Below are 25,706 nucleotides of genomic sequence, written 5' to 3'. Positions count from 1 at the left end.
AAAAGCCCCCGAAAGGAGGCTTTGGTTTTCAATGTGATGTTCTACTTACGCTTTCACTGTCGCTTTTACGTATTCGAGAGCCTTCGCTTCGAGTTGCGATTTCTGAGCTTTTGAAAGCTTCGTGATGATGCTTGCGAGACCAATCAAGTTTGGGTTGCCTTCGTCACGGCCTTTTTTCACCAAATTGCTGATAGCTTCGTCATCGAATTTTGCTTCTTTAAAAAGATTCGAGAAAGCACCCCAGTTGTCGCCGTTTTCACGGTAAAACTGGCCGAACGTCGCTACGATATCGTCAAAATATTCAGCGTTTACAGTCATAATATTTCCTTTCAGTATGCTGCTTACCAAAATAGCGTGACCGAAATTTTTATCGGCGGCAATACCTATCTGCGATTTTTCTGAAAAATAATTAATCCGTTGAATTATCTACGTATTTTAGACATCTCGCGATTCAGCTCGTGTGCGAAAGACTGCTGTGTCGCTTTCACACGCAAAGCTTTAGCGATCTGCGCTTGGTATTGATATCTCGGCTTGTAGCGAGCCTGATCAGCGACGGATAGCAGCGGCTTCAATTGCTCAGTCGGACGCACGGAAATCACACCTGGAATGCGTTTGCGTGCCGCTTTTGAACGCTTCGGTCTTTGCCAATAGCCCTTCACGCCGCCGACTTCGCCGAAGAAAATTCCAGGCCGATTTCGTACAGCTCTGAAGTATGCATATGGTGAAGTGTCTTGACCTTGCGCACGTGCGGATTCTCTCTGTGCGCGTAGGGATGCTCGCTTTGATTTCTCTTCGCGGTATTGTTTAGAGAGCTGCTTAGGATAGCCCCAACGGATGTTGCCTGCTCGATTTTTCTTGGCACCGAAAACAAAGAGGTCGAATGGCCCAGAACCTGCATCTCCGGTTTTCCGAACGCCGCCGTCAATTTGGAATTTCAGATAGGCTGCTTGCGCAGGCTGGATACGTACCTCAGAAAACATGTTTGAAAGGTTCGCCTGTGGCTTCGCTTTTTCGACTTTGAAGCCGCGTTCGGTGAATGGCACGCTGCCATCAAATGCTTCTTTCACGTGCGACTTAAGCACCTTTTGGGCTTCGAACGCCAAAGAATTCAGGAATCCAGCAGCGGCTTTCGGGAAGACGTCTTTTTGAATCTGGTTCAGGGATTTTTGCAATGCGCGTTCGTCGAATTGAAAATCTAGCCTCATTTAAATGTCTCGACTTAAAATAATGCCCACAAAGAGAAACCCTGAAACTCTTTGTGGGCGGTGCTTCAACTACTACTACCAATGTACAGCAGACGGAAAGGAAACATCTGCTGTGTATTTAATAGTGCTCGCGTGAAATGTAAGTTGCAAGAGATAAAATTAATTATTTTGGATTATATTTTACTCTCTAAATTCGATACTCTCTGTGAAAGGCTGACTAATCGCTGTTCGACATTTTCTTTGTATATCTCAAAGAGCATTTCAAAGTAGTCGAAATCCCTTCGGAATTGTCTTACAGCATCTAAAAAGCTTTGTGGATTGTCATCACCGCTAATTTCATCCATTTTTTCATCAATTGTAAATCTAGTTCCGAAAACTTTATAAAAAAAACTTGCTTCACCGTTCAAATATTCTGCTCCTTCTCCAAACACAAAATCAAAAAGACTTACTTCATTTCGTAAATACTCACTACCATTGCCGATCAATTTATCAAAAAGACTACCGGTCTCATGCAAGTATGAAATATTAACGTCACTTCCAAATATCGTTTCCGTTAATGATTTATCGTTCCATTCATAAGTGAAGGATTTTCCAACATTTAGAAAAAGAGCGTGAGATAAAGGAAGTACACTACCAGCATTTTCAAAATTAACAGCGCTGCCAAATACTCTATTGTAAAAGTTCAGCGTTTTCTGCGCTTCGTAAATCTGAAAATTTTCTAATCCTAAACCAAAAACGGCCATTGAAAGAGAAAAATCATCAAAGAGACTCGGATTTTTCCAAAATTTATCGCTCAATCCCGAACCAGAGTTTTTCTCTGATCCGAGTAACGCGCGATTATACAAAAAATTTAAAGCTTCAAGGAAATCCGCGCTTTGAACTTCATCAAACTTTTGTTCAAGATTATTCAACCGCGCTGCTATATGTGCAGGATGTGCCGATTTTTCCATTTCTATTCTCCTTATTTGAAGAACAGCGTCCGCATTAACTCTGCAAGAATCTATCTATATTTCTATTCCGTACGTCTCGTTGAGCATCACTAGAATCTTGTTGTTTAAATGCGGAGTAATGGGGGGACTACTTATTATTTGTAATTTTTGAGACGCTTATGAAACTGACCTTTTTCGACAAACTGCGAGATTTCTGGACGAGCAAGCGACGACATTCTTCTGCGTAAAACTTTGCCCGCAGCACCACGTTCAAACCCATCACTCTCTAAAAGATCAAGAACACCCTTTATAAGCGCATGCAGCGCAGGTTTAAGGGGTTCTATGCGCTCGGCATCTACGTGAGCTAAAAGCCCAACGCACGCTTGAGCAATAGCCGTGTCGACGCGGTCGGCCTCAGGCTCTCCAAGCTGTTGTAGCTTAGAACGATACTTCGCTTGACGCATCGCCTTAGCAATACCCGCAGCACTCGTGTTCTCTGGTCTCGGCATCACAATCTCCTTCTGTCTCTACGAGATGAGTGTCGCGTGACCGCTTGCAAGAAACTAACGGACGATAATCCGCCGATGAAACTGTGAAACGGGAGTGAACCCGTAAGACGTCAAACGGCCGATCTCGGCGGGAGCATGCTCCGCTCAATCACACTATCTACGGACGAAGAAAAAGGCTCTACCAGACCCGTGCGAAGCACCCCATGCGGAGCATGCACGGTTAAGATTCAAAAACTGAAAAAATCGACCTCGAAACTCTCTATTTAGAATCGTCAAAATCAGTGTTGACACTTTCGACCCAAAACCATTGGACGGCCTACTCTCGTCAACATTGTTTTTATGACAAGAATCCCGGATTGCGTTTAAATGACACGACTGAAAAACACGTCATATAGACGCCAAAAATGTTTAAATGACATGATTCCCAACCTCGTCATCTAAACAACGACACGACTAAATGACATACTTCAAAAATGTGTCATTTAAACACAGGTAAACGCAAAATATGTTTAAATGACACAATTCAAAATCACGTCATCTAAACAAAACCCATGTCTATATGACACGATTCTCAAGTATGTCATTTAAACAAAATCGTCTAGATGACACGTTTTCAAATCATGTCATTTAAACATATTGACTTATTTGCGCCGACGAAATCATACTTAATACATAAGCCCTGAGAACAATAAAATGACTACGAAATCAATTCAGCCAGCTACACGCGGCAATATATTAGAAGCAGTCTCTACGAGATCACTGACAAAGATAGCACCCGAAAGCCCACGTCCGCTCGAAATGCTGGATGCCGTAGAAATAACTTCTGCAGACATACTAACCGCCGACGACGCCGCACTTCATGAACTGCTGATATCGGCAGCTTATGAAGCCGATAAAGGCATGTCTTCTGAATTCACATCTCTACCAGTATCAACGGCTCTTAAATTCATCGGAGATCACGCTCGTCGTGACGCTCTGAAAATCTCTATGAGACGTTTGATGTCGACAACCGTCAGTTACGGCACAAAGAAGACACGACGCTTTGAAAACGTGCCTCTTTTGTTTAGCTGGCTCGAAAGCACGGAAAAAGAAGACATCATCCGCTACAGCCTTCCAGAGCCGATCCGCATACTCATGCGTGAGATGCCAGCTTATGCGTATCTCGAACTTGCACCAATCTCACAGATGAAATCCAAATATTCTGTGCGCTTATACAGAGTACTCGCCGCTGCCGCTGCTCGTGAGAAGTGGACACCTAACGGCGATAACCGAGTAACCGTCTCGGCCAGCCTTGAAGACCTGTTTCAATGGACTGGATTTCCAGCTGATAAAGACGGCGCAATGAGCTTCGGCAAATTTCGGCAGCGTGTGCTTGCTGATTTGGACAAAGAACTGGCAACGGTTCGCCGCTTCGGCCTGCGTATTGAAGAAATCAGAAAAGAAGGCCGTGGCCGTCCGCTTGAACGCGTCGATTTCCATTTGAATTTGCGTGCACCAAGTCATCACATGACGCGTGCGACTTTTGAACCTGGTGAACATAACAAACGCGGCATCGGCGGCGTCGATAAGCCAGAATTTCGAGTGAATTCAAACATCTGGGTCAAAGTCCAAAACGAATTCTGGCGTATCCAGAAGCGCCAGCACGATGTCTATTTCAAGGCTTGGCAGGTAGCGCTTCTGGAAGCATTGGATGAGGCTTCTGTGTCGCCAGGATATACGAGAAGAGAATATCGAGGCCAGCGCTTGCTCAATGCTATTGAAAAACTCGGAGCTGATGAAGCAGCGTTTAAGTTTTGCGCCGAAGAAGTCGCAAATCCAGACATTCTTGAACACAACTCGCCGTTGTTAACGGTCGCTCATGAAGACGCCGAAGATGCACGTAAATCCCGCATCGAAGCATCAAAACACGTCCAGGTGTCTTCTCATACATCTAAAGAGCCAGCAGCGGATGAATCTGAAAGTGAACGTAACGCCCAGAAAACGGCAGTTCCATTCACTACAAGCGGCTTCTCACGACCAGCATTCAGCAAGCCAGCTGAACAGGTTTCATTTATCGAAACAACGGGAGACATCGACATAAGCGACACGGATGCCGAGTTGCTCAACGATTTGATATCCGATGATGAACCACAGGTTTTCAAAAAGTCAGTAATCGAAGCCCCTGTTGATGATGTAATCGAAACCGTAATTGAAGATCAGGAAGACGATTTCGGCATAGATGACACCGCTGCACAATTTTTGAGTGAGCTAATCGCCGATGAAGAAGAAAAAGCAACTGTTTCAAAGCTCGACGGCGTAAAAGAAATTATTTGGACGGCGGATGACGAGCTTAATGAAGAAGAAGTCAAAGATCAGGTTTTTCCAATCCTGCAGAATTATTATTATGATGAACATGATCACACACATCGTATAAAGTTGACGATTCGATGGTGGAACTGGGGTTCCGTAGTTGAATCAACATTCGGTGTTCTTCCGATGTCTGAGAGAGATATTGATGAGATTACCCAAAGACTTGATAACGAACGTGTATTGCATGAGACTTTAAAAGAGGTGGAGTATATACGATGACCAATGAATTTTCAGAACCACGTATCACATATATTGATGAAGATGGTTCGACAGTAGAGAAGAGCGCACTCGACGGAAGATTGCTTTACAGAATGACGACTTATAAATCGGCTGACTCTCAAAAAGAAGCTTTAGAGCAGCCAAAATACATCGTCGAAAAAGCGCTTGTTCTTGAATACAATTGCGCAGTTTTGCACGACTGGTGTGATTTACAAAAAAATGATATTCGCCAGATCATAAAGGATTTTAATGATATGCATGTTGCGTCAGGCGATTTGTATGAAATCGTCTTCGCGAGCAAGAACAAGCAATTTCCATTTAATTGTCCGACTAATATCAAAATTCCTGCCGACATTCGACTGATTACAGAAATTAATAAACATTTCAAGGAATTGCATGGAGAAGACTATTCTGGCTGGCTTTTAAAACACGATTTCGATTGCATATCAGTGTCGAAGCCAACACCACCTTCAAAGCCACGCATCGGTGAAAAAGACCCCGGTATAAATCCAGTCGATATCAATACAGTACACGAACACCTGCGTTTTATGTGTACCGAAGGCTTTAAGGATCAAGCCAAGCAGTTTTACGAAGCTTTGAACCGTATTTTTCCTTCATCAGATAGAGAGTGGGTTCGAAAATACTATGTTGAAAAGCTAGATTCCTGGTCACACATTGCTCGTGCGGATGAATCCATCGGCGGTTTGATAAAAAATGTGATGTCCGTCGTATCTGAAAATCCCCATTTTCCGACGTGGTGGAAGTCCTTCGGCGTGTGTCTGATGCGCGGAAATCCTCAGGGAGTAATAGATAGCTGCCAGCGTGTCCTTAACTATGAGGGAAATAAAAACGTCTTTATCGAAACTGAAAGCGACAACGATTCAAGCACAATGAATTATTGATCTTGAAATAGGAATGAGATCCTAGTATACGCGACCAACATCACGACATCGTTGTCTGCGCAATGCAGGCATTGGTGTCACAGTCCGAGGCGTAAGCAAATGAGGTTCCTTCTCTCAATACGTATATCTGCATGAACGACCACAGGCTAACCTCCTGTTTTCATTGCATAAACGTATTCGAAAGGAACCTAACATGAGTTACGTTCAAAAGTTTTATATGGCTGATACCCACTTCGGACACGAAGCAATCATCGGACTCTGCAATCGGCCTTTCAACAACATTCGAGATATGGACGACTTCCTCGTTGACGCTTGGAATAGCGTCGTCCGGTCAAACGATATTGTCTATCATTTGGGCGACTTCAGCTTCGGCGGCTCTGCGCACGCAAAGGCCATTTTTCGACGTCTAAATGGCCGCAAGATCCTTGTTTTGGGTAATCACGATGTTGATCGCGATGGCAATGCCCTTCAGCATCTAAAAGACCTAGAATGGGATCAGGAACCTGTTCACGCGCTCACGACGACAGACGGCGGAGAACGAGTTTTCTTGTCTCACTATGCTCATCGAGTGTGGCCATCGAGCAATCGTGGTTCTGTGCATTTCTACGGACACAGCCATGGCAAACTCGACGCCGCAGGTATGTCTCGTGATGTCGGATGCGACCTTCCTGATGTCGCTTTTACACCCCGTACTTTCCAGCATTTGAAAGCCAGTCTTCCCGGTTTGAAGACCTACGTCACGGCCTGAGTTCGGCCGTCGAAACAATTCCACGGACTACGCATGCGCATGCCAGCTCCCTGATTTTTTCAGGTCGAGCGCTCAAACAAGGAGATGAACATGAGCAACAATAATAATGATAAGCCGCGCTACGGAGCAGAAGTAGCACGTGAATTGGACGCGAAAGACCAACATCATGACATCCAAGGCCTCGATGAACTTGAATGGATGAACGGCGGTGACGCGGATTATGAAAAGAAGAAACCGAGCAACTTTTTTGATCCAGTCATTGATAATTTCAAAGACGGCCTAATTTACGAATGTTTTGTCGAATGTGTTCGCTCGCATTCAGCAGAAGCTCGTAAAAGTTTTTTCAACGTCGGACAAGCTTGTACGTTTGTTCTGCGCTGTAATAATAATGATGAACTCGATCTCTTCGCTATTGCGCTCGAAGAAATTTTAGAAGGACATCTCTCTCAGCGATTTCACGGGAATAGACCTGAAAACTCGGCAACAATTAACTATGAAGTGTATGCTAGTGACAGCAACAAGACTATCACAGATCTCTTGTCGAGACTGTTCGACAATAAGCGTACCTTCATTTTTTCGACGCTAGAACACAAGATTTATGAAGAAATCCACGGCTTTATCGATGCAAACATCTATCTCAGACTTTCGACAGCGGCTCTTGAACGCGCTGTAAAGAAGTACGTCGACCCGACTTTTTTCTTGCCTGCACAGCTCGGCATCGAGCTTATGCAAATGCCGATTTTTCAGCTGTTGTCGATTTTTGTTAAAGGTCGGAGCACTGGTCAGAGCATTTTGATGGCGCGCGCATACTTGCAAGCCGACGACAAGAATAAGGGTAAAATCGCGAGAACCAAGGGTGATTATCGTCCTAAAAACGATGGCCCAACGCTCGATGACCTGTTTGGTTTAGGCGCTGCGGGCGATTGGGGTCGCGACCTTGCAATCGACCTTTCAGATTGGAAAGCTGGAGAAATTTCATGGTCAGAAGTCGACAGAGGTATTCTATTACATGGCGCTCCTGGCACCGGAAAAACCACGTTTGCGGCCGCTCTTGCACGCACATGCGGCGTCGAACTTGTCGTCGCTTCGTATGCTCAATGGCAGTCAAAAGGCCACCTCGGAGATTTATTGAAAGCTATGCGTGCAAGCTTTGACGAAGCCCGAAAAAAAGCGCCTTGCATCTTATTTATCGATGAATTTGACAGCGCTGGAGATCGAGATTCAGGCGCGTCGGGCAATGAGAGCTACGATACGAAAGCAATTAACGGGCTTCTCGAATGCTTAGATGGGGCGGCTGGGAGAAATGGTGTTGTCGTCGTCGGCGCTACAAACAATGTCGACAAGGTTGATGCTGCACTTCGACGTCCAGGTCGTCTAGACAAAGCCATTGAAATCCCGCTTCCAGACGCCGAAGCGCGTACTGGCATCCTGCGATATCATCTGAAAAATGATCTCGATGGCGTTGATCTAGAACCTATTGTTTCACGAAGTCAGGGCATGGCAGGCGCTTGGCTTGAAGCGCTTGTGCGAAATGCTCGACGGACAGCTCGACGTGCGCGTCGAGAACTGAAAATCGAGGATCTGATGGCAGCACTTCCAGCTCGCGCGCAAATGCCTGCTGAAGCGCTTGCAAGATCCGCAGTTCACGAAGCCGGACACGCAATAATTGCAATTGAGTATGAGAAAGAGATCGATTACGCGGAAGTTTGCCGCGAAGTATTGTCAGATTCAGGTGAATTTAACGGTGGTTGCGTAGCAATCATCAGACCACCATCAGAGATTTATCTTCGGACAAAAAGCCAAGTTTTGACGATGGTTCGTCATCTACTCGGCGGTCTCGCGGCTGAAGAAATCGTGTTCGGCGACAAAGGTGATGGCGGCTGGTCTGACTTGAAAGAAGCAACTTTTTGGTGTGCTAGAATGTGGCTGTCGACTGGTCAGCAAGACCAATTGATTTTCCTAGCTGAAACTGAAGTCGAGCCAGTTATTTCGGCGCTTAAGGCACGCCCCGACATTCAGAAAAAGGTCGAAACATTGCTTCAAGAGTGCATGTCGGAAGTCAAAACCATCATCGAGCGACGTCGCGATGATGTGCGGAAACTTGCGAACTCACTTATTGAAAAAGGTCGGCTAACGGGTGATGAAATCTCCCAGCTTCTGAAGCCAAAAGTTCGACTTCGACTGCTCAAAAGCATGCAGAAACCGGAAGAATTATTTGAATTTCAAGAGGTTTACTATGAGTGCGCTTGATCAAAATTGGCGATGGCTTTGCGTCGAGTGTGAAACAGAGGGTTGTGGCTGGAAGCCAGAAAAGTGTCCTACGTGCGGACGTACTGACAGCTGGTATATGAACAACAGCCTCGCGGACGATCCGCGCACTATGACGCAGATTCTTGCAGATGACATTTTTGGGCATCTGCAAGATAAGAATAACGGGCAATAGAAGGGGCTTGAGAATGAAGAATGTTGCAATATTGACGGTTGCATTGTTGTCACTGAGTACAACCGCGCAGGCTGGTGATTTGTCAGGACACTATGCAAGCAGCGGAACGTGTTCAAATAGCGAAAAAACGCAATGCTGGATCGAAGTCAAAGACAAAAAGAATGCACTAGAAATCAGACATGTAGTAGCTGACAGGATGAATGCAAATAAAATACTATGTTCGACGAAAATTATCGCAAAGAAAGAAGACACTTCGACAGCAGTCGAACAGCAGTATTCTGGCCGAATTGGCAAGGATGGTGTTTACGTTCGCCACTGGCCTCAACTTGCGCAGATAAATCTGTATGAGGGTCGGCTAAATAAGAAAGTATGTAAAAAATATAGCTATATGTACGAATATGGGATGATTGGCGACTGATGACCAATGAATCTGAAAAAGAGGAAGTCGACATCCTCGATCTTCTAAAAGACGGCATTCGCACGCTCGAAGCACAGAAAGTCCAAGAAGATCAGGCGTTTGCGGTACTTGATGAACTCGATGATTATCTGCAAGGGAGATCTCCTGCCGATATCCACGATGGCGCTCCTTTGAAGCTTGAACAAGCTATCTGTCTGCCAGAGCTTCAGGGTTATTTTTCTGTCAATCCAGAGTTCCGGACACAGTCTGAATCTTTGTCTATAAAGACGCTTCGGAAAGCCATCGCAGACGGCCATTTGGCCGTTTTACGACCAAATGAAAAGAACTTGTACGTAACCCGTAGAGCCGTGAAGGAGTGGCTAGCTAGTTGTCTCGACCAAGAAAATCCGCGCATCTCTTCCTCCGCCGCGAGCGGTACGACAAGAATGGAAAACTCACGCACAACGCCGTCTACATCATCAAAGACGGCGACCTCAAAATTGGCACTGGATGCGGCAGAGATGACCTTGTCGGCGCTGAAAAGCAGCTCAACGACTACCTCACGAAAAAGCACGCGCACGAAATCCTGAAGGGTGTTCCGCAAAAGCTACAGGCGCATGAAGTACCGGTGGCTGATGTGATTAATCATTATATCGCTGATATTGGCCCAAGATTTGAAGCCAAGCCCAAGCAGAAACGCGATTTCGTGAAGCGCATGGAAGCGCTGCTCGCGTTCTGGGGCGACAAATTTGTTTCCGACATTAATAAGCGCTCGTGCGTGGAATTTGCTGAAAAGCACGCGCAATCGACAGCTAGACGGTATCTTGAAGACCTGCGAGCAGCCGTAGAGCTGGCTATTGCTGACGAGCTGATGGCCGACACCCGTATCAATTTTAAGCTTCCTGCTCCTCAGAAGGCACGATATCGCTTTTATACACGAGAACAGGCAGCCAAGATTATCTGGGCGGCTTACCGCGAAAAGGGCACATATTCATTCACTGGAAAGCGTGCAAAAGCTGAACATCGCGGTCAGACTATCTTCACGAAAGCCAGACCTAAACGCCATATCGCCCGATTTTTCATCACTGCTTGCTATACAGGCACACGCACGGAGCGCATCGAGCAAGCCAGTTTTGTGAAAGAAGATGGCAGGCCTTGGATCGACCTCGAACGAGGTATCTTTTACCGCGCTTGGGAAGGCGAGCTGGTGCCAGATAACAAGCGCGCAGATCCGATCCGTATTCCACAGCGATTGCTAGCTCATATGCGCCGGTGGCATCGTAATGGTGCTCGATATCTGGTGGAATGGAATGGTAAGCCAGTTGGTACGGCCTCGGCATTCTTCCGCATGCTGAAAGACGTCATACCCAATGAACTCGAACGCAAGGGTCTGAATCGACATTCTACGAAGCACACCGCCGCGACTTGGCTGATGATGTCAGGCGAAAACACAAGTGATATCGCTGGCTTCCTTTCCATCGACGAGAGAACGCTGAAAAAGCACTACGGGCATCATCACCCAGATCACCAGGTGGCCATTGATGCCAGCTTTACCTCAGGCAAAGCAGGTCGAATTCAGTCAAGGAATCCGAATAAAGTCGTAGTTCCTGTAGCACCCGTGGACGTGTCATCGGATGTCGATTTAGCGGCTGAAAGACGCAAGTCTATCATCGATATCATTGACATCTCAGACGGCCCGCTGGAGCTAATTCCTGTTGTCGAGAAAGCCTCCGATGAAGAACTCGGTATGCTTCGTGAGAAAATCAAACGGGCGGCTCGGTCAGGTAAATGGGAAGCGATTCTATGAGAAAACCACACCTTTCAGTTTTCACTGGAAATCCGACCGAAGCCCATCCTCTCGACGTCACGTGTGTCAGATGTGGGCGTGTTAGCCGCGCAAAAACCCGATCAGAAGCTGAGCAACAAGTTGCTGAATCTAACGCGTGGATCGACAGCTTACCTGCGGATGAGCAACTTCGCCATACGCGTGCCAGTCTCGATATGTATCGCTGTCTCGGTTGCGGCGGCACCGAATTTCGACCATCTGAAGATGGGGATTGTCCAGATGGCGTGACGCTGGCCCCCGTGATATACGAGCGGTGATTTGTCATTCATTTTTGGGATTTCGGATAGATGAATGACAAAGGCAGATGAGGCTAATACCGCCACCATCTGCCACCGAATGAACGGGAAATAGCGGGAATCAACGGGCACCAACAGAGAAAAAAGCCAATACAAAACAATAACTTACAACGAAAGCCGCTCGTTTACACCGAAGATGTCGGGAGTTCGAGTCTCTCATCGCCCACCACTTATCTCCTTGAAATTGCTTGTAAATTTTGAACGAATAGATTGGCGGTTGTTTTTTTTGCCTAGCAACTCTATTGCTGTAAGCTACGGCAACCCCCTAGCGCGACGGCGCGAGCATTCTTCCTCAAAACTCCCTAAAGTTCCTGGGGCATCATTCAATTAAATTTGGAATGATATCGGATATGTGCTCGAATTTTGGGACATGATGTCCTGGAAAATCCCGGTTCGCCCTTAGTTGCTACGAATCAATCGATAATGCCATAAGGCGATCAGCCAATCTCGCAAATGGCGGCGTATTTCATTGGTCGGCATACCGGGATTGGCGTCGACTAACAAGTAATCCTCATCATAGATCTCGACAACGCAATAAGAGATCTGACCGCCGCGGCCTCCAGCGAGGCGTTGCTGCCCTCTTTTGATCAGGGAGCGACAGATTATTCGTCACCGTCGCATATTGGGCCAGACGTTGGGAAAATTGGCATACGTCATGGGAAACTGCCCTGTTAGCTAAGTCCTGAGCCTAGACACCAGCCTCATGCCAGACAGAATGTCCGTCGCCAAGCGCCACATGTTCGAGATGCGGCGCTACATAATCTAGCGACTTCACCGGGCTTGGAAGCTCGCCCTCATTGGCCACAAACAACCGACGCTCGCGGTCCGGATCAGCTACGGGAACCGCTGACATCAAACGACGCGTGTAGGCATGCTGCGGGTTCTCAAACACCTGCGCACGCGTTCCAGTCTCAACAAAACGGCCCGCATACATAACCGCCACACGGTGGCTGATCTGCTCAACAACCGCCATGTCATGGCTGATGAACAGATAGGACACGCCGGTCTCGTTCTGGATGTCCTGCAAAAGATCCAGAACCTGCGCCTGTATCGACACGTCCAAAGCTGCAACGCTTTCGTCCGCTACAATCAGCTTCGGTGACAATGACAAAGCACGCGCAATGCAGATGCGCTGCCGCTGGCCGCCGGAGAATTCGTGCGGATAGCGCTTCATCTGGTCGGCAGACATGCCGACGCGACGGAAGAGATATTCGACACGGTCTTTCAGTTCACTGCCTGATGCCAGACCATGGATCGTCAGTGGTTCGCCCACAAGGTCGCCAACCCGCATGCGCGGATCGAGCGAAGCATAGGGGTCCTGAAAGATCATCTGAATGTCACGCAACACCGGTCGCATCGCTGTGCGGCTCAGATCCTTTGTGCTCTTGCCGTCAATGCGGATATCGCCGCTCCATGGAACCAGATTGAGCAGAGCTTTGCCGGTGGTGGACTTGCCGCAGCCGGATTCGCCAACCAGTGACAGTGTCTCACCGCGATTGACAGTAAAGGATACGCCCTCCACAGCATGAACGCGCCGAACAGGGCGCTGCAATATGCCGCCCTTTATATCGAAGCGGACAACAAGATTTTTAACTTCGAGGATGGGACGAGAAGGTTCGGGCGCTGGCTCAGCCTTCGGTTCCGCTGGCGCGCGCTTCGGCTTATCGGTGCCAGTCATTTCACCGAGCCGTGGTACAGCGGCAAGCAATCGCTGCGTATATTCGTCACGAGGGTGGTGGAAGACATCGCGCAGTGGGCCTTGCTCGACTTGCCTGCCCTTGTTCATCACGAGAACATGGTCTGCCATTTCGGCGACGACGCCCATGTCATGGGTGATGAGGATGACCGAGATGCCGTTCTCGGCCTGGAGCTTGCGAATGAGCGCAAGTATCTGCGACTGAACCGTCACGTCGAGCGCGGTCGTCGGCTCGTCGGCGATGAGGATTTCGGGCTTTTGGGCAAGCGCCATGGCGATCATGACGCGCTGGCGCATGCCGCCGGAGAGTTCGTAGGGATATTGCAACAGGCGGCGGCTGGAATCGGAAATCTGAACCTGATCGAGCAGGTCTTTGCAGCGCTGTTTCAGCGCCGCGCCGGACAGGCCGCCATTCGGGCCAGCTTCATTGGCGACAGCTTCCGCCAATTGTCGCCCAACGGTCAGAACCGGGTTCAGCGAGGTCATGGGTTCCTGAAAGATCATCCCGATATGACGCCCGCGCACACTGCGCATCTGGTTTTCGTTGAGCTTGAGAATGTCGCGCCCGTTCATCATGGCGGTGCCGCCGGTGACGCGTGCCAATGATTTGGGCAAAAGCTGCATCAGCGAGAGCACGGTCATGGATTTGCCTGAACCGCTTTCGCCTGCAATACACAAGGTTTCCCCGGATTGCAGATCGAAGGAAAGTCGGTCGACGACAGTGCGTGCACCATCGGGCGTCGCAACCTGCGTCACCAGATCTCTTACCTGCAGAAGCGGAGAAGGCGTGTTCATATTTGTGCTCGCTGAGTGATGGAAGAGGGCGGCCAAGACCGCCCCCTTATGCCTTATTCGAAAACGGAACGCGGGAAGTAGAACGATACGACCCAGTTCGGCTGATCGACGATTTCGCTGATGCGCAGATCACCACAAGCCGAGCAGAGCATATAGGCATCCACCGGGTTGAGGTTCTGCGTCTGGCAAAGAAGGTCGATCATGTTGGAGAGGGCGGCTTTCGCGCCTTCCCACAGATCGGACCCGATACCGGTGGTGACTTCGTAACCCTTGGTATCGAGATGCCGCGTCACTGGCCCCGGCGTGGTGAACCGGGGCATCTTCAGTGGCGTATCCTTGATGAGATCCAGCGTCAGAGCGACATTCATCGCGCTTTCGATGGCTGTGCCGCAAACTTCGCCGTCGCCCTGTGCCGCATGGGTGTCACCAATGGAGAATAAAGCGCCTTCGACTTCGATCGGCAGATAGAGCGTGGTTCCGGCTGCAAGATCGCGAATGTCGAGATTGCCGCCGACACGACGCGGCGGCACAACCGAATGCAGGCCCTTTTCCGCCGGTGCGACGCCGATGGTTCCGGCGAATGGCTTCAGCGGAACACGGGCATGTTCTCCGAAAAGTGCTGGCTCCAGTGTTGTGGGATTGTAGTTCCACAATGCCAGCGCCGGTTCCTTGAAGTCGTCGGCGAGAAGACCGAAGCCCGGAATATTTGCCGTCCAGCCGAAGCCTGAAGGCTCAAACTGGTGAATGGTGATTTTCAGGACATCGCCCGGCTTGGCTCCATCGACGAAGATGGGGCCGGTAACCGGATTGACCTTGGAAAAGTCCATCGTCGACACATCGGCGACCGTGCTGCCGCGATGATAGTGGCCTGCGCCGCTATCCAGGCATTCGAATTTCAGGGTCGAGCCGGGCGCGACCGTTTCCGCCGGCTGGAACGAGTTGTCCCAGCCGAAATGATGATGCCGACCGTGAATGGTGTAATGGCAATTATTGCACATCTTTTGCATAAACCTCGTCGTAATTGACCGGGATGTGGACAGGATCGACGAAGATCGCGTCGGGACCGCCCAGACGTTCGGAGCGAACCGAGAAGCGCTCCTCGTTGAAGATCGGCGCCCATGGCGCATCGTCCATGATCTTCAGATAGATATCGCGCCACATGGCTTCGCGCTCTTGCCTGCGAGCCGGGTCAACGATGGCGTCAGCTTCCTGCGCCTTCTTGTCCAGCTCTGCATTGCAGTACCACGACCAGTTCCAGCCGCCCTGTACCGCGCCGCTGCAACCCAGGATCGGGCCGTAGAAATTGGACGGATCAGGGAAGTCGGCAATCCAGCCCATGCCGCCGGACCAGACCATCGGCGCGCCGTCAGGCTCGCCGCCTGCTGCGATGACATTGGCCTGCGCCAGCGATTTGATCGAGGCCTTGATGCCGATAGCGGCCAGATCCTGCTGGATGGCCTGTGCAATGCGCGGCTGCGGATCGGTATTGGCGACGAACAGCTCGGTTTCGAAACCATCAGCCACACCGGCTTCGGCCAGCAGCGCCTTTGCCTTTTCAGGATCGTAAGGATAGCCCTTATAGTCCTTGGCATAGCCCGGCATCGACGGCGGCAGCGGCTGATTGGCCGGAACAGCGCGACCGTTGATGATGCGGACGATACGGTCCTTGTTGATGGCCATGTTGACGGCCTGACGCACCTTCACATTGTCGAAAGGCTTGATCTTGACGTTCATGGTCACGTAGCCGGTGTGCAACTGGCCGCCCTGAATGATCAGTTCCTTGAACTTCGGATCCTTGGTGACTTCGATGAATTTCGCAGGCGGAATGCCGTCACCCGGAATGTCGACTTCGCCGTTCTGCAAACGCAGAAGGGCAACGACCGGCTCCTGACCGACCTCGAAGGTGATCTGGTCAAGCTTCGGCAGCGACGGATTGTAATAGTCCTTGAAACGCTCGAAGACGATGCGCTGGCCGAGCGTCCATTCGGTCATCTTGAAAGCGCCGGAACCGACCGGATGCTTGCCGAAATCTGCGCCGTATTTCTCGACTTCTTCCTTGGGCACGATATGGGCGAAATTCAGCGCCAGCACATGCAGGAAGGTCGCGTCCGGACGGCTCAGTTCGAACTTGATGGTGTAGGGGTCAACCACGGTGATGCCGGAAAGCGCCTCGGCCTTGCCTGCGGATGCATCTTCAAAGCCAACGATGGAGCCGAAGAAGCCAGCGCCGGGGCTCTGGGTCTTTGGATTAACGACGCGTTCGATGGAATATTTGACGTCATCGGCGTTCAGTTCGCGACCGTTGTGGAACTTCACGCCCTTGCGCAACTTGAAGGTGAAGGTCTTGCCGTCGTCGGAGATTGTGTAATCTTCCGCAATTTCCTTGCGCAGATTGGTGGTGCCCGGCTCGTAGTCCATCAGGCCGTCGAACAGCGATTTGATCATCGACCAGTTCTGCCAGTCATAGCCGATGGCAGGATCGAGCGTCGAGACGTCATCCTTATAGGTGACGGTCATCGAGCCACCCTGCTTGATGTCGGCGGCCTGCGCGCCGAACGAGATGGCGAGGCCGAGCGCCAGCGCCGATATGCCGGATAGAAAAGTCTTTTTCATTGGTGTCCCTTTCTCTGGAGTCTTTTGGTTTCACCGCAGCTTGATGCGCGGATCGATCAGTGGAGTGATGAGGTCGGCGATGAGATTGCCGAGAACGATGGCGAAAGCGGAGACAATCGTGACGCCCATGATGATGGGTATGTCGACGCGCTGGATCGCCTGCCAGGCAAGCTGACCGATGCCGGGCCAGCCAAACACGCTTTCAACGACGACAATGCCTGACATGAACAGGCCGATGTCGATGCCGATCATGGCGATGATCGGCAGGATGGCGTTGGGCATGGCGTGACGCAGCAGGATTTTCCAGCGTGCCAGCCCCTTGGCGCGCGCGGTGCGGATATAATCCTGACGAAGAACGTCGAGCAGCGAGGAGCGCATCATGCGCGAATACCAGCCTGCGCCCAGAAGGCCGAGCGTCAGCGAAGGCAGGACGAGATGCATGAACGTTCCGTAGCCGCCAATCGGGAACCAGCCGAGCTTAACCGCAAACACGTAGAGCATCAGAATGCCGATGACGAATTGCGGGGCCGAAACGCCGACGAATGAAAAGATCATCAAGGCATTGTCGGTGCGGCTGCCGCGCCGGGTGGCCGCGATGACGCCCATGGTAAGACCGATGGCGAGTTCCGAGAAGATGGCTCCGGCCATCAGCAGCAGGCTGGCAGGCAGACGCGACCAGATCAGCGCCGCCACTTCGGTTTTCTGAAGATAGGAGCGTCCGAGATCGCCCTGAACAAGCCCCTTCAGATAGCGCAGATATTGCTCATAGAAGGGCAGGTTGAGGCCAAGCTGTTCGCGAATATTCTCGACCGTCTGTGCTGTCGCGCTGCGTCCGGCAATCTGGCGCGCCGGATCGGCTGGCACCAGATAAAGCAGAATGAAGGTCACGAAGCTGATGCCGATCAGGATCATTACAGTCTGGATGAGGCGGCGGGCGATATAGGCGAGCATTAGTGGTGTCCCTGCTGGGTTGGGTCGAGCACATCGCGCAAGGCATCACCGACGAGGTTGAAGGCGAGCGCCAGCAACAGGATTGCCGCGCCCGGAATGAAGACGAGCCAGGGTGCGCTCGTGAAATAGGTCTGGTTTTCGAAGATGATATTGCCCCAGGAGGCCGTCGGCGGTTGTACACCAATGCCGAGGAAGGACAGCGTCGCCTCCAGAAGAACGGTGGTGGCGATGCCAAGCGTGGCCCAGACGATCATCGTGGAAAAGAGATGCGGCAGGATATGCTTCAAGATGATGCGGGGCGCACCCGCACCCATGGCGCGCTCAGCTTCGATGAAATCGCGTTCCGAAAGAGACCGGGTTTCCGTATAGAGCACGCGCGCAATCTGAACCCAGTTGACCATGGCGATCACCATCGCGACAATCCAGAGGCTCGGCTTGAAGATTGCGGCGAGCACAATCGCCAGCAGCAAGGCGGGAAAGGCCATCATCAGATCGGTGAACCGCATCAGCACGGTTTCTACCCAGCCACGGAAATATCCGGCGCAAATGCCGACAGTCGAGCCGATGAGCACCGCAATACCGTTGGCTACCACGCCGATGATCAGCGATGTCTGCGCGCCGTAGATCAGGCGGGAGAACAGATCGCGCCCGACGAGATCGGTGCCGAACCAGAATTTCAGGTTGGGCGCGAGCGGCGCGCCTTCCAGCGTCAGGCCGTCGAAGAACTGTTCGTTCGGATCGAAGGGAACGATCCACGGCGCGAAGAGCGCGGCTGCGACAGTGACGACGATAACCACAAGGCCAAATGCGGCCAGCGGTCGGCGGATGATGCGGCCAAGAACGCCGCGTTCGGCTTTTTTCTGGCCGACCGGAAGAGTGTCAAGCGCGCTCACGATCGTTCCCTGTCTGCTTTTCGTTCAGAAAGCGCCGGGCAAAAGCCTCGACACTGATGCGCTCTGCCATCGCGGCAAGGCGCAGTTTCTGATAGGCCTGTTTGGCGGAAATATTGTCTGCGAACATCAGGATCGCGGTTGCCTGTGCAATGGCTTCGCGCCCCGCAAGGCTTTCGCGCAGTTCGCCGATTTCGGTTGCCAGCGCATGGCGACGCTGGAAATTGTGCATGGCGATGACCAGAGCGCTATAAACGCCCGCATTGCCGATTGGCTTCAAAAGCTGTGCATCCGCGCCCTGATTGAGCGCCCAGCCGATCCGGCCCGGTGCTTCCGAGCCGATCAGGGCGACTGTGGGCACAGGGGCTTGCTGCGGCGGCCACGGAAACTGCTCGTCATATCCCATATCGACATCGAAGAAGACGACGTTGAACCGGGAGATGTCGGCATGCTCAGGCAGATCCGGCCAGCATTCCACGGCGTCCACGCCGATGCGGCGCAACTGCTGCACAATCGCATCGACATTGGTGTGGCGGCGATGAACGATCAGCGCGGTCCAGTTTTCGAATGCGCCCCAACTGGCGACGGTGAAGGCCGGGTCTGTCATGGTCATTTGACGAGCCTCAGAAAGCCGGGCTGCTGGCCCAGATTGGCGGATGTTTGAAGATGCGTTCGCGCCATGAACGGGTCCGGCTCAATGGCAACCTCGGCCTCATGCACGATTTCAAAGCTGCAATCTTGTCTGGCCCGTCCGATATGGGCGGGGAGGGCGATATGGTTTGTCCGCGGTTCGACCAGCACATCGCCGAGCGGTGTGCTTGTGGCGTGCGTCTGGACTGCGGAAAGCACTTTTTCGACATCGTCGGTGCCTGCCCGTTCGATACCGGCGGCGATCATCAGAACACTGGAATAGGCTTGGGCGAATATGGCCGAAAGGCTGCCGTCGAAGCCATTATTTCTGACGGCTTCCAGAAAGGCGCGATTGGTTTCGCCCGGCAGCGTACGGAAATAGCAGCTTACGCTGTAATTGCCTTCGGCGGCATTGCCAACATGCTCCAGTTCGCTTTCATAGAGATTGCAGCTCAGAACGGGCCTGACATCGGTGCGGAAATCGCTGTTTCTGCGGCCCAGTTCCGCATAGGCGCGCAGGAACGTATAAGACGATTCACCGATCAGATTGTTGAGGATGAAGTCGGGCTTCTTGCTTTCGATTTCCCGGATGAGATGGTCGATATCCGTGTCACCGATGGCAATGGCGCGCTCGCCGAGAACTTCGCCGCCAGCCGCATTCAGCATTTCGCGGGCGAGGCGATTGGTTTCCCAGCCCCAGATATAGTTCGAACCGAGCAATATGGCGCGATTGCCGAAGCGGGGCACAATAAAGTCGATCAGCGGGACAAGATGCTGGTTGGCGCAGGCCGCCGCATAAACGACGCGGTCGCTCGCTTCAAAGCCTTCATAGACGCAGGGATACCAGAGCAGTGCATCGCGCTTTTCGACAACGGGAATGACTTCCTTGCGGCTCCAGGATGTGGTGCAGCCGACGATGTGTTTAACGCCCTGTTGCGAAATCAGTTCTTCACTCAGCGGCGCATAACGGTCGGGGTTGCCGCTCGGGTCGGCAATTAGTGGAACGAGATTGAACGGAAGGTCCCGATCATTGACGGCCTTGATCGCAGCCATAGCTCCGCAATAGCCCTCGTAGCCCAGTTTTTGATAGGGACCAGAGTGCGAAAACAGGACGCCGACAGGAATGTCTTTTTTGTTGCTTTGAGACATGCGAAAAGCCAAACACAAAAACCCCTCCGGAATTTTCAGATTCCGAGAAGGGCCCAAATGCCAAATACGAATTTAGTCCGGAAATTACTGAATTTAGCGCAATTCCGTCAAGCTATTTCTTTTTGCTGTTATTTTAAGCAATATTATTAATCTTAAGGCAAAACTCAATCTTCGTCAGTGGCGCGGATTACGTCCTTATCGATCTGGGCAAAAGCTCCCCGCGATTTATAGAGACCACCACTTTATGTCGTACAGCTCCGACCAAGACCGGTTACGCTAAGAGGCGATGACTTCGTCGGGTAATTGTGAAGCCGTCTTGTGGCCAACGAGGCCGCAGTCTTTTGCTCCGACGCTCGCAGACGCTGATGCGATAGATTTGCCATGCACATCGCCACGCAAGTGTCACTTGTTCGCGTACGAACCACGTGCGCACAGACTGAGGTCGACATTGCCCCTTACGATATGATTTTTGCTGGTTCTGTATATCTCCTGACAACGCACAATAAGTGCGAATTCAAAAAGTATCCGGCAAGGAACGGTATGTCTTTACCTTCCACCCTGGCATCACAAACGCGGCTTAAGCCGCATTCTTTTCCGCGCCGTCATGATGACGGCAGTATCGTTCATCCTTGGCATTCTTCCTCTTATCCTGTCTTCCGGTGCGGGCGCCGGCGCACGTCAGGCCGTTGGTGTGACGATCTTCGGCGGGATGGTGGCCGCGACTACGATTGGGTTGCTTCTCACCCCTGGTCTCTATTTCGTCATTCAGCGCATGACCGAGCGTCTGGGCAGACGAACCGAGGAAAAAAAGGACGCGGCTTCTGAAACTTTGCAGGACTGAAGGCTGCAGGGCCTTCGATCCATTATCTGATGCTGGGGACCGTAATGACCGAGACAAAATCACAGAGCATTGACCGGCGCGATTTCATGCTTGCGTCGATTGCTGCGGCCGGTTCCGCAGCACTCGCAACAGGACAGGCGCAGGCTCAAACAGCCGATTCAAAGCCAGAGCCCGGCAACAAGGGCTCGGGGACGATGTATACTGGCGATGTCATCGACGGTAAGCCGGTGATCTCCTCCCTCGATATTTCCGATCTGGAAGCGGGCAAGAGGCACAATTTTTACTTCCAGGGCGTGCAGATGCCGACGGGCCAGTACTGGCATGTCTCGGTCACGGTGATGAAAGGCAAATCCCCAGGCAAACGGCTTGGATTGATCAGTGGTGTGCATGGTGACGAAATGAGCCCGGTGCACACTTTGCAGACTATCGTGAACCAGCTCGATCCGCAAAAAATGTCCGGCTCCGTGGTGGCCGTTTTCGATGTGTCGCGCCCTGCGCTCGAGGCTATGGCCAGACGATGGCCAAGCTCGGGACGAGGGGTAGACCTGGTCGATATCAACCGGCTGTTTCCGGGTAACGAGAACGCGCCGGAAGCGGCAGCGCGACATGCCGGGCTGGTGTTCAATCGCTTGTTGCGCCCCAATCTCGATTACGCGATCGATTTTCATACTGCGGCAACGGGCATGGATATGACTGCATTCCATCTGGCACGAATGGATCAGCCGGAAGTGCGGGCGATGGCTGAACTTTATCCCATAGATCAGATTTTCGACAATTTCGGCGAACACGGCCTTCTCCCGAACGCGCTGATCGACGCTGGTATCCCGGCCTTTACGCCGGAAATAGGCCGACCGCGTGTTTTCGATCACGCGAAGATTGCTCTTTTCGTCGAAGGGACAATGAATGTTCTCAAATATCACAAGATTATTGAGGGTGATCTAGGAAGAACCGGTAAGGATTCCGGTATATTCATAGCCGATGGAGCTGCGCCGGTTATCACGACGCATGGCGGCTTCGTCGAACTTCATGTGGAATTGAATGAAGAGGTGCAGGCAGGTCAAAAAGTGGCTACCCAGAGAAATACATTCGGTGAGGTCGTAGCTGAATATTCTGCGCCTGTAACAGGGAAGGTCGGTGCAAGGCGAACGGATGCCACATGCGAGCCGGGCATGCCAATCGTCTTCCTCCTATTTGATAGCGCATCTGCGACCGGAACCGGCGGCTTGGCCGAATAAGCGCTACGAAACCAGCAATAAACGAGAGCATGAAAATGAAAGTCAGACATTTCCTACAGATGGCGCTGGTCGCCGCGAGCTTCGGCGTCCCACATGGCGCGAGCGCTCAGGACAAAACCGAATCTGAAAAGAACCTTGCAGCTTTCCCGGCAGCGCAATCGGGCTCTTACCGTTATGTCATCCATCTTCCTCCGCTCGAAAAGGAACAGGATGCAAAAGTTGAAATTATTGCAGGCCGCAACGCAACCGTGGACTGCAATATCAGCTGGTTCGGCGGAAGCCTAACCCCGAGTACCATCGAGGGCTGGGGTTTCGACTATTTCACTCTCACGGCAAGCGACCGTATGTCAGGCACGTTGATGGCTTGTCCACCGGAAAGCAAGCGGACTGCATTCGTGCCGGTTCGGGGCGAGAATTTCATGCTCCGCTACAACAGTCGGCTTCCGATTGTCATCTATGCGAAAGATGGCCTCGAAATCCGTTATAGAATCTGGAGGCCGTCTGACGAGACGCACAATGCGCAGCGCGGATAGAAAGCTGCGGCGCTCGATTGATGGACGTTGATAATGTGGGGTGATTTCTTATTATATTTGTTCCATATCAATGAACGCTGTGTCTGATCCGCTATTTTCCAACCGAAAGATATGCTCGCAATTATTCGCTGAGCAGGCGCAGGTTGGACGTGAAAATAGCATTATTGGGCCGTGTGGTTGCTCCGGGTTATCGATTTCAGGAGCAGCGTTTTCCAAGCGTCAGCCAGCCATTTTCCTTTTTGTTCGAAATTATCAGGACCGTCGCACTGGCAGCGATGGTTCTGGTTCTTTGCTGGCAGACCACGGCATCCGCCGCTGATCTGGAAAAATACCTTCCCAAGGTTGAGGCAAGTGAGCTTTTCAAAGACGCCGATGCTATAGGCGCGCCACAAGGCGAGCCGCCAATCGCACCACTTATGAAGCATGGCGAAGTGGTCGGTTATGCTTACCTGAATTCAGATTTCACCAGTTCCATCGGTTATTCCGGCAAGCCGATCCATATCGTCGTCGGCATTGATACCAAAGGCGTCATACGCGGCATAAAGCTGGTAGATCACAAAGAGCCGATTGTACTGATCGGTATTCCCGAAGCCAAGGTTGTGGCTGCACTGAACTCGCTGGTCGACAGCGACATGAACGCCGTTGCCGCTGGCCAGAGCAAGCCTCCGCAGGTGGAAATTGTCAGCGGTGCCACGGTTACTGTGCTCGTCATGGGAGATAGCGTCGTTCGTTCGGCCGTTGGACTTATCCGTAGCGGGCGGCTCGGCAATGCGCCTGTGCAGGCTGTCACAGCCAACGTGCAGCGCGCCGTCGATTTACAGCTTCGTGACGAACAAGACTGGCAGACACTGATCGGCGACGGCTCGGTTCGCAGCCTGAAACTGTCGGTTGGCGATGTCACACAGGCATTCCGTGACGCGAAGCATGATCGCGCCGCCGAGAATCCCGAAACAGCCAATCCCGAAGATGAGTTCATCGAGCTTTACGTTGCGCCGGTTTCCGTGCCGACGATCGGCATCAGTCTACTTGGCAAGGATGGTTTCGAGCGTCTGCAAAAGCGGCTGAAGCCGGGGCATCAGGCGATCCTGGTCGCGGGCGACGGAGCCTATTCCTTCAAGGGGTCCGGCTATGTGCGCGGTGGCATCTTTGACCGCATCGAATTGATGCAGGACGGGCAGGGCGTACGCTTCCGCGACAAGAACCATACCCGCATCGGCGACATCATGGCCGACGGTGCGCCGCGCCTGCGCGAGATTGCCCTGTTTCAGGTGCCGGACGGGTTTGCCTTCGACGTGACGGAACCGTGGGATCTGCAGCTTTTGGTGCAGCGTGGCTTCGGGGCGCGGGACAAAGCCAATATCAGCTATGATCTAGGTTACAATTTGCCGGAAAAATATCTGGTGAAGCTGCCGGAACCTGCTCCAGCGCAATCCGCACCAACTGCCGATGCGCCGCGTCAGCCGCAGCCGGTCGGCGAAGCAAATGCTGCCGACATTCTGGGCGAGGGCAATCCGCTCTGGGTTCGGATGTGGGAGATGAATCGTGTCAATGTGATCATCACTGCTTTCGCCATCACGGTTCTCGTCGGCATCTTCTTCTTCCAGAACAGTCTGGTCAGGCATCCGCGCTTCTTCACCTGGCTGCGGCGTAGCTATCTTCTGTTCATTCTCGTCTGGCTTGGCTTCTACAACAATGCGCAATTGTCGGTCGTCAACGTCCTGACCTTCATCAACTCCCTGATTACCGGCTTCAACTGGGAATTCTTCCTGACATCGCCGCTGATCTTCATTTTGTGGGCGTCGGTGGCGGCGGGGCTGTTGTTCTGGGGCCGTGGACCGTTCTGCGGCTGGTTGTGCCCGTTTGGCGCCCTGCAGGAGCTTACCAACAATTTTGCCCAATGGCTGAAGGTACCGCAAGTCAAGTTGCCATGGGGACTGCACGAACGCCTCTGGCCGCTCAAATATATAATTTTCCTCGGCCTGTTTGGTTTGTCGCTCTACTCGGTGGCGCTGGCTGAAGTTTTCGCCGAGGTCGAGCCGTTCAAGACTTCGATAATTCTCAAATTCGCTCGTGAATGGCCGTTCGTCATATACGCCCTGACACTTTTGAGCATCGGCCTGTTCATAGAGCGCTTCTATTGCCGCTATCTGTGTCCGCTCGGTGCCGCACTCGCCATTCCCGGACGCATCCGCATGTTCGAATGGCTGAAGCGTTGGCCGGAATGCGGCTCGCCCTGCCATCGGTGCGCCAAGGAGTGCCCGGTTGAGGCGATCCATCCCGAAGGCCAGATCAATGTCAATGAATGCATCTACTGCATGCATTGTCAGGAACTCTATCACGACGACCAGCGCTGCCCGCACATGATCCAGGTGCGTGTGAAGCGTGAAAAATTCGCAGCCCGCAATGCCCCCATCGCAGCGGCTGCCGAACGCGGCGGTGGACCGGCCAGACCCGTCATCTCAGTCAAAGGAAAACCGGTTGAAGGCGCTGCCGATACCGGTCCTGCTGCCTGACTTTTCTAAAGGAGAGA

22 protein-coding genes are annotated in these 25,706 nt (G+C 51.9%); 11 read left to right on the top strand and 11 right to left on the bottom strand.

The annotated features are described in order from the left end of the window. Positions 1-45: 45 nt before the first annotated feature. From MKS82_RS05060 to MKS82_RS05045, 4 genes are all read right to left on the bottom strand, one after another. A complete protein-coding gene (locus tag MKS82_RS05060) occupies positions 46-318 on the bottom strand; it encodes a hypothetical protein (RefSeq protein WP_240578415.1) in 273 nt (90 codons plus the stop codon). Between the two features lie 104 nt (positions 319-422). Next, positions 423-1,205, bottom strand: coding sequence for a hypothetical protein (locus MKS82_RS05055; protein ID WP_240578414.1), 783 nt, complete (start codon positions 1,203-1,205; stop codon positions 423-425). A gap of 173 nt (positions 1,206-1,378) precedes the next feature. Further along, a complete protein-coding gene (locus MKS82_RS05050; RefSeq protein ID WP_240578413.1) occupies positions 1,379-2,155 on the bottom strand; it encodes a hypothetical protein in 777 nt (258 codons plus the stop codon). Between the two features lie 134 nt (positions 2,156-2,289). After that, on the bottom strand, positions 2,290-2,643 hold the full coding sequence (locus MKS82_RS05045) for a hypothetical protein (protein ID WP_240578412.1): 354 nt from the start codon (positions 2,641-2,643) through the stop codon (positions 2,290-2,292). Positions 2,644-3,336: 693 nt separating this feature from the next. Between MKS82_RS05045 and MKS82_RS05040 the strand changes: the two genes are divergently transcribed. The 7 genes from MKS82_RS05040 to MKS82_RS05010 all read left to right on the top strand — a co-directional run bounded on the left by MKS82_RS05040 (position 3,337) and on the right by MKS82_RS05010 (position 11,508). Then, positions 3,337-5,211, top strand: a complete 1,875-nt coding sequence (locus tag MKS82_RS05040) for a replication initiation protein (RefSeq protein WP_240578411.1) — start codon at positions 3,337-3,339, stop codon at positions 5,209-5,211. Further along, entirely contained in the window at positions 5,208-6,113 is a 906-nt protein-coding gene (locus MKS82_RS05035; RefSeq protein WP_240578410.1) for a hypothetical protein, read from the top strand. The genes MKS82_RS05040 and MKS82_RS05035 overlap by 4 nt, the downstream gene beginning before the upstream one ends. Before the next feature lie 193 nt (positions 6,114-6,306). Then, the gene (locus MKS82_RS05030) at positions 6,307-6,861 is read left to right on the top strand and encodes a metallophosphoesterase family protein (RefSeq protein ID WP_240578409.1); all 555 of its coding nucleotides are present in this window, start codon (positions 6,307-6,309) and stop codon (positions 6,859-6,861) included. Positions 6,862-6,951: 90 nt separating this feature from the next. After that, entirely contained in the window at positions 6,952-9,111 is a 2,160-nt protein-coding gene (locus MKS82_RS05025; RefSeq protein WP_240578408.1) for an AAA family ATPase, read from the top strand. A gap of 206 nt (positions 9,112-9,317) precedes the next feature. After that, a complete protein-coding gene (locus MKS82_RS05020; protein WP_240578407.1) occupies positions 9,318-9,722 on the top strand; it encodes a hypothetical protein in 405 nt (134 codons plus the stop codon). Further along, positions 9,722-10,291: a hypothetical protein gene (locus MKS82_RS05015; RefSeq protein ID WP_240578406.1), complete on the top strand. Its 570-nt coding sequence runs from the start codon at positions 9,722-9,724 to the stop codon at positions 10,289-10,291. The genes MKS82_RS05020 and MKS82_RS05015 overlap by 1 nt, the downstream gene beginning before the upstream one ends. 38 nt (positions 10,292-10,329) lie before the next feature. Further along, a complete protein-coding gene (locus MKS82_RS05010) occupies positions 10,330-11,508 on the top strand; it encodes an integrase (RefSeq protein WP_240578405.1) in 1,179 nt (392 codons plus the stop codon). A gap of 1,023 nt (positions 11,509-12,531) precedes the next feature. On the opposite strand, the gene MKS82_RS05005 is transcribed toward MKS82_RS05010, so the two are convergent. From MKS82_RS05005 to MKS82_RS04975, 7 genes are read right to left on the bottom strand one after another with little or no spacing between them, the layout of a single operon-like run. Then, positions 12,532-14,334 (bottom strand): ABC transporter ATP-binding protein, encoded by a 1,803-nt coding sequence (locus MKS82_RS05005; protein ID WP_109987579.1) that lies wholly within the window; start codon positions 14,332-14,334, stop codon positions 12,532-12,534. Positions 14,335-14,387: 53 nt separating this feature from the next. Then, on the bottom strand, positions 14,388-15,332 hold the full coding sequence (locus tag MKS82_RS05000) for an acetamidase/formamidase family protein (protein ID WP_112592762.1): 945 nt from the start codon (positions 15,330-15,332) through the stop codon (positions 14,388-14,390). After that, positions 15,322-16,947, bottom strand: a complete 1,626-nt coding sequence (locus tag MKS82_RS04995; protein ID WP_240578404.1) for an ABC transporter substrate-binding protein — start codon at positions 16,945-16,947, stop codon at positions 15,322-15,324. The genes MKS82_RS05000 and MKS82_RS04995 overlap by 11 nt, the downstream gene beginning before the upstream one ends. A 30-nt stretch (positions 16,948-16,977) precedes the next feature. After that, entirely contained in the window at positions 16,978-17,898 is a 921-nt protein-coding gene (locus MKS82_RS04990) for an ABC transporter permease (protein ID WP_109987582.1), read from the bottom strand. Then, positions 17,898-18,728: an ABC transporter permease gene (locus MKS82_RS04985; RefSeq protein WP_371830809.1), complete on the bottom strand. Its 831-nt coding sequence runs from the start codon at positions 18,726-18,728 to the stop codon at positions 17,898-17,900. The genes MKS82_RS04990 and MKS82_RS04985 overlap by 1 nt, the downstream gene beginning before the upstream one ends. Positions 18,729-18,777: 49 nt before the next feature. After that, the gene (locus tag MKS82_RS04980; protein WP_445558068.1) at positions 18,778-19,395 is read right to left on the bottom strand and encodes an ANTAR domain-containing response regulator; all 618 of its coding nucleotides are present in this window, start codon (positions 19,393-19,395) and stop codon (positions 18,778-18,780) included. A 2-nt stretch (positions 19,396-19,397) separates the two neighbouring features. Further along, entirely contained in the window at positions 19,398-20,567 is a 1,170-nt protein-coding gene (locus MKS82_RS04975) for a transporter substrate-binding domain-containing protein (protein ID WP_240578402.1), read from the bottom strand. A gap of 604 nt (positions 20,568-21,171) precedes the next feature. On the opposite strand from MKS82_RS04975, the gene MKS82_RS04970 reads away from it, so the two are divergent. The 4 genes from MKS82_RS04970 to MKS82_RS04955 all read left to right on the top strand — a co-directional run bounded on the left by MKS82_RS04970 (position 21,172) and on the right by MKS82_RS04955 (position 25,689). After that, the gene (locus tag MKS82_RS04970; RefSeq protein WP_240578401.1) at positions 21,172-21,408 is read left to right on the top strand and encodes an efflux RND transporter permease subunit; all 237 of its coding nucleotides are present in this window, start codon (positions 21,172-21,174) and stop codon (positions 21,406-21,408) included. 44 nt (positions 21,409-21,452) lie between these two features. Further along, entirely contained in the window at positions 21,453-22,643 is a 1,191-nt protein-coding gene (locus tag MKS82_RS04965; protein ID WP_109987710.1) for a M14 family metallopeptidase, read from the top strand. A 35-nt stretch (positions 22,644-22,678) separates the two neighbouring features. After that, positions 22,679-23,176, top strand: coding sequence for a serine protease inhibitor ecotin (gene eco, locus MKS82_RS04960; RefSeq protein ID WP_240578400.1), 498 nt, complete (start codon positions 22,679-22,681; stop codon positions 23,174-23,176). A gap of 275 nt (positions 23,177-23,451) precedes the next feature. Beyond that, a complete protein-coding gene (locus MKS82_RS04955) occupies positions 23,452-25,689 on the top strand; it encodes a regulatory protein NosR (protein WP_109987711.1) in 2,238 nt (745 codons plus the stop codon). Positions 25,690-25,706 lie beyond the last annotated feature (17 nt).

Source organism: Ochrobactrum sp. A-1, from assembly GCF_022488005.1.
Classification (GTDB): Bacteria; Pseudomonadota; Alphaproteobacteria; order Rhizobiales; family Rhizobiaceae; genus Brucella.
Note: the sequence above shows the minus strand (reverse complement) of the source record. Positions and strands in the feature narration are given on the sequence as shown.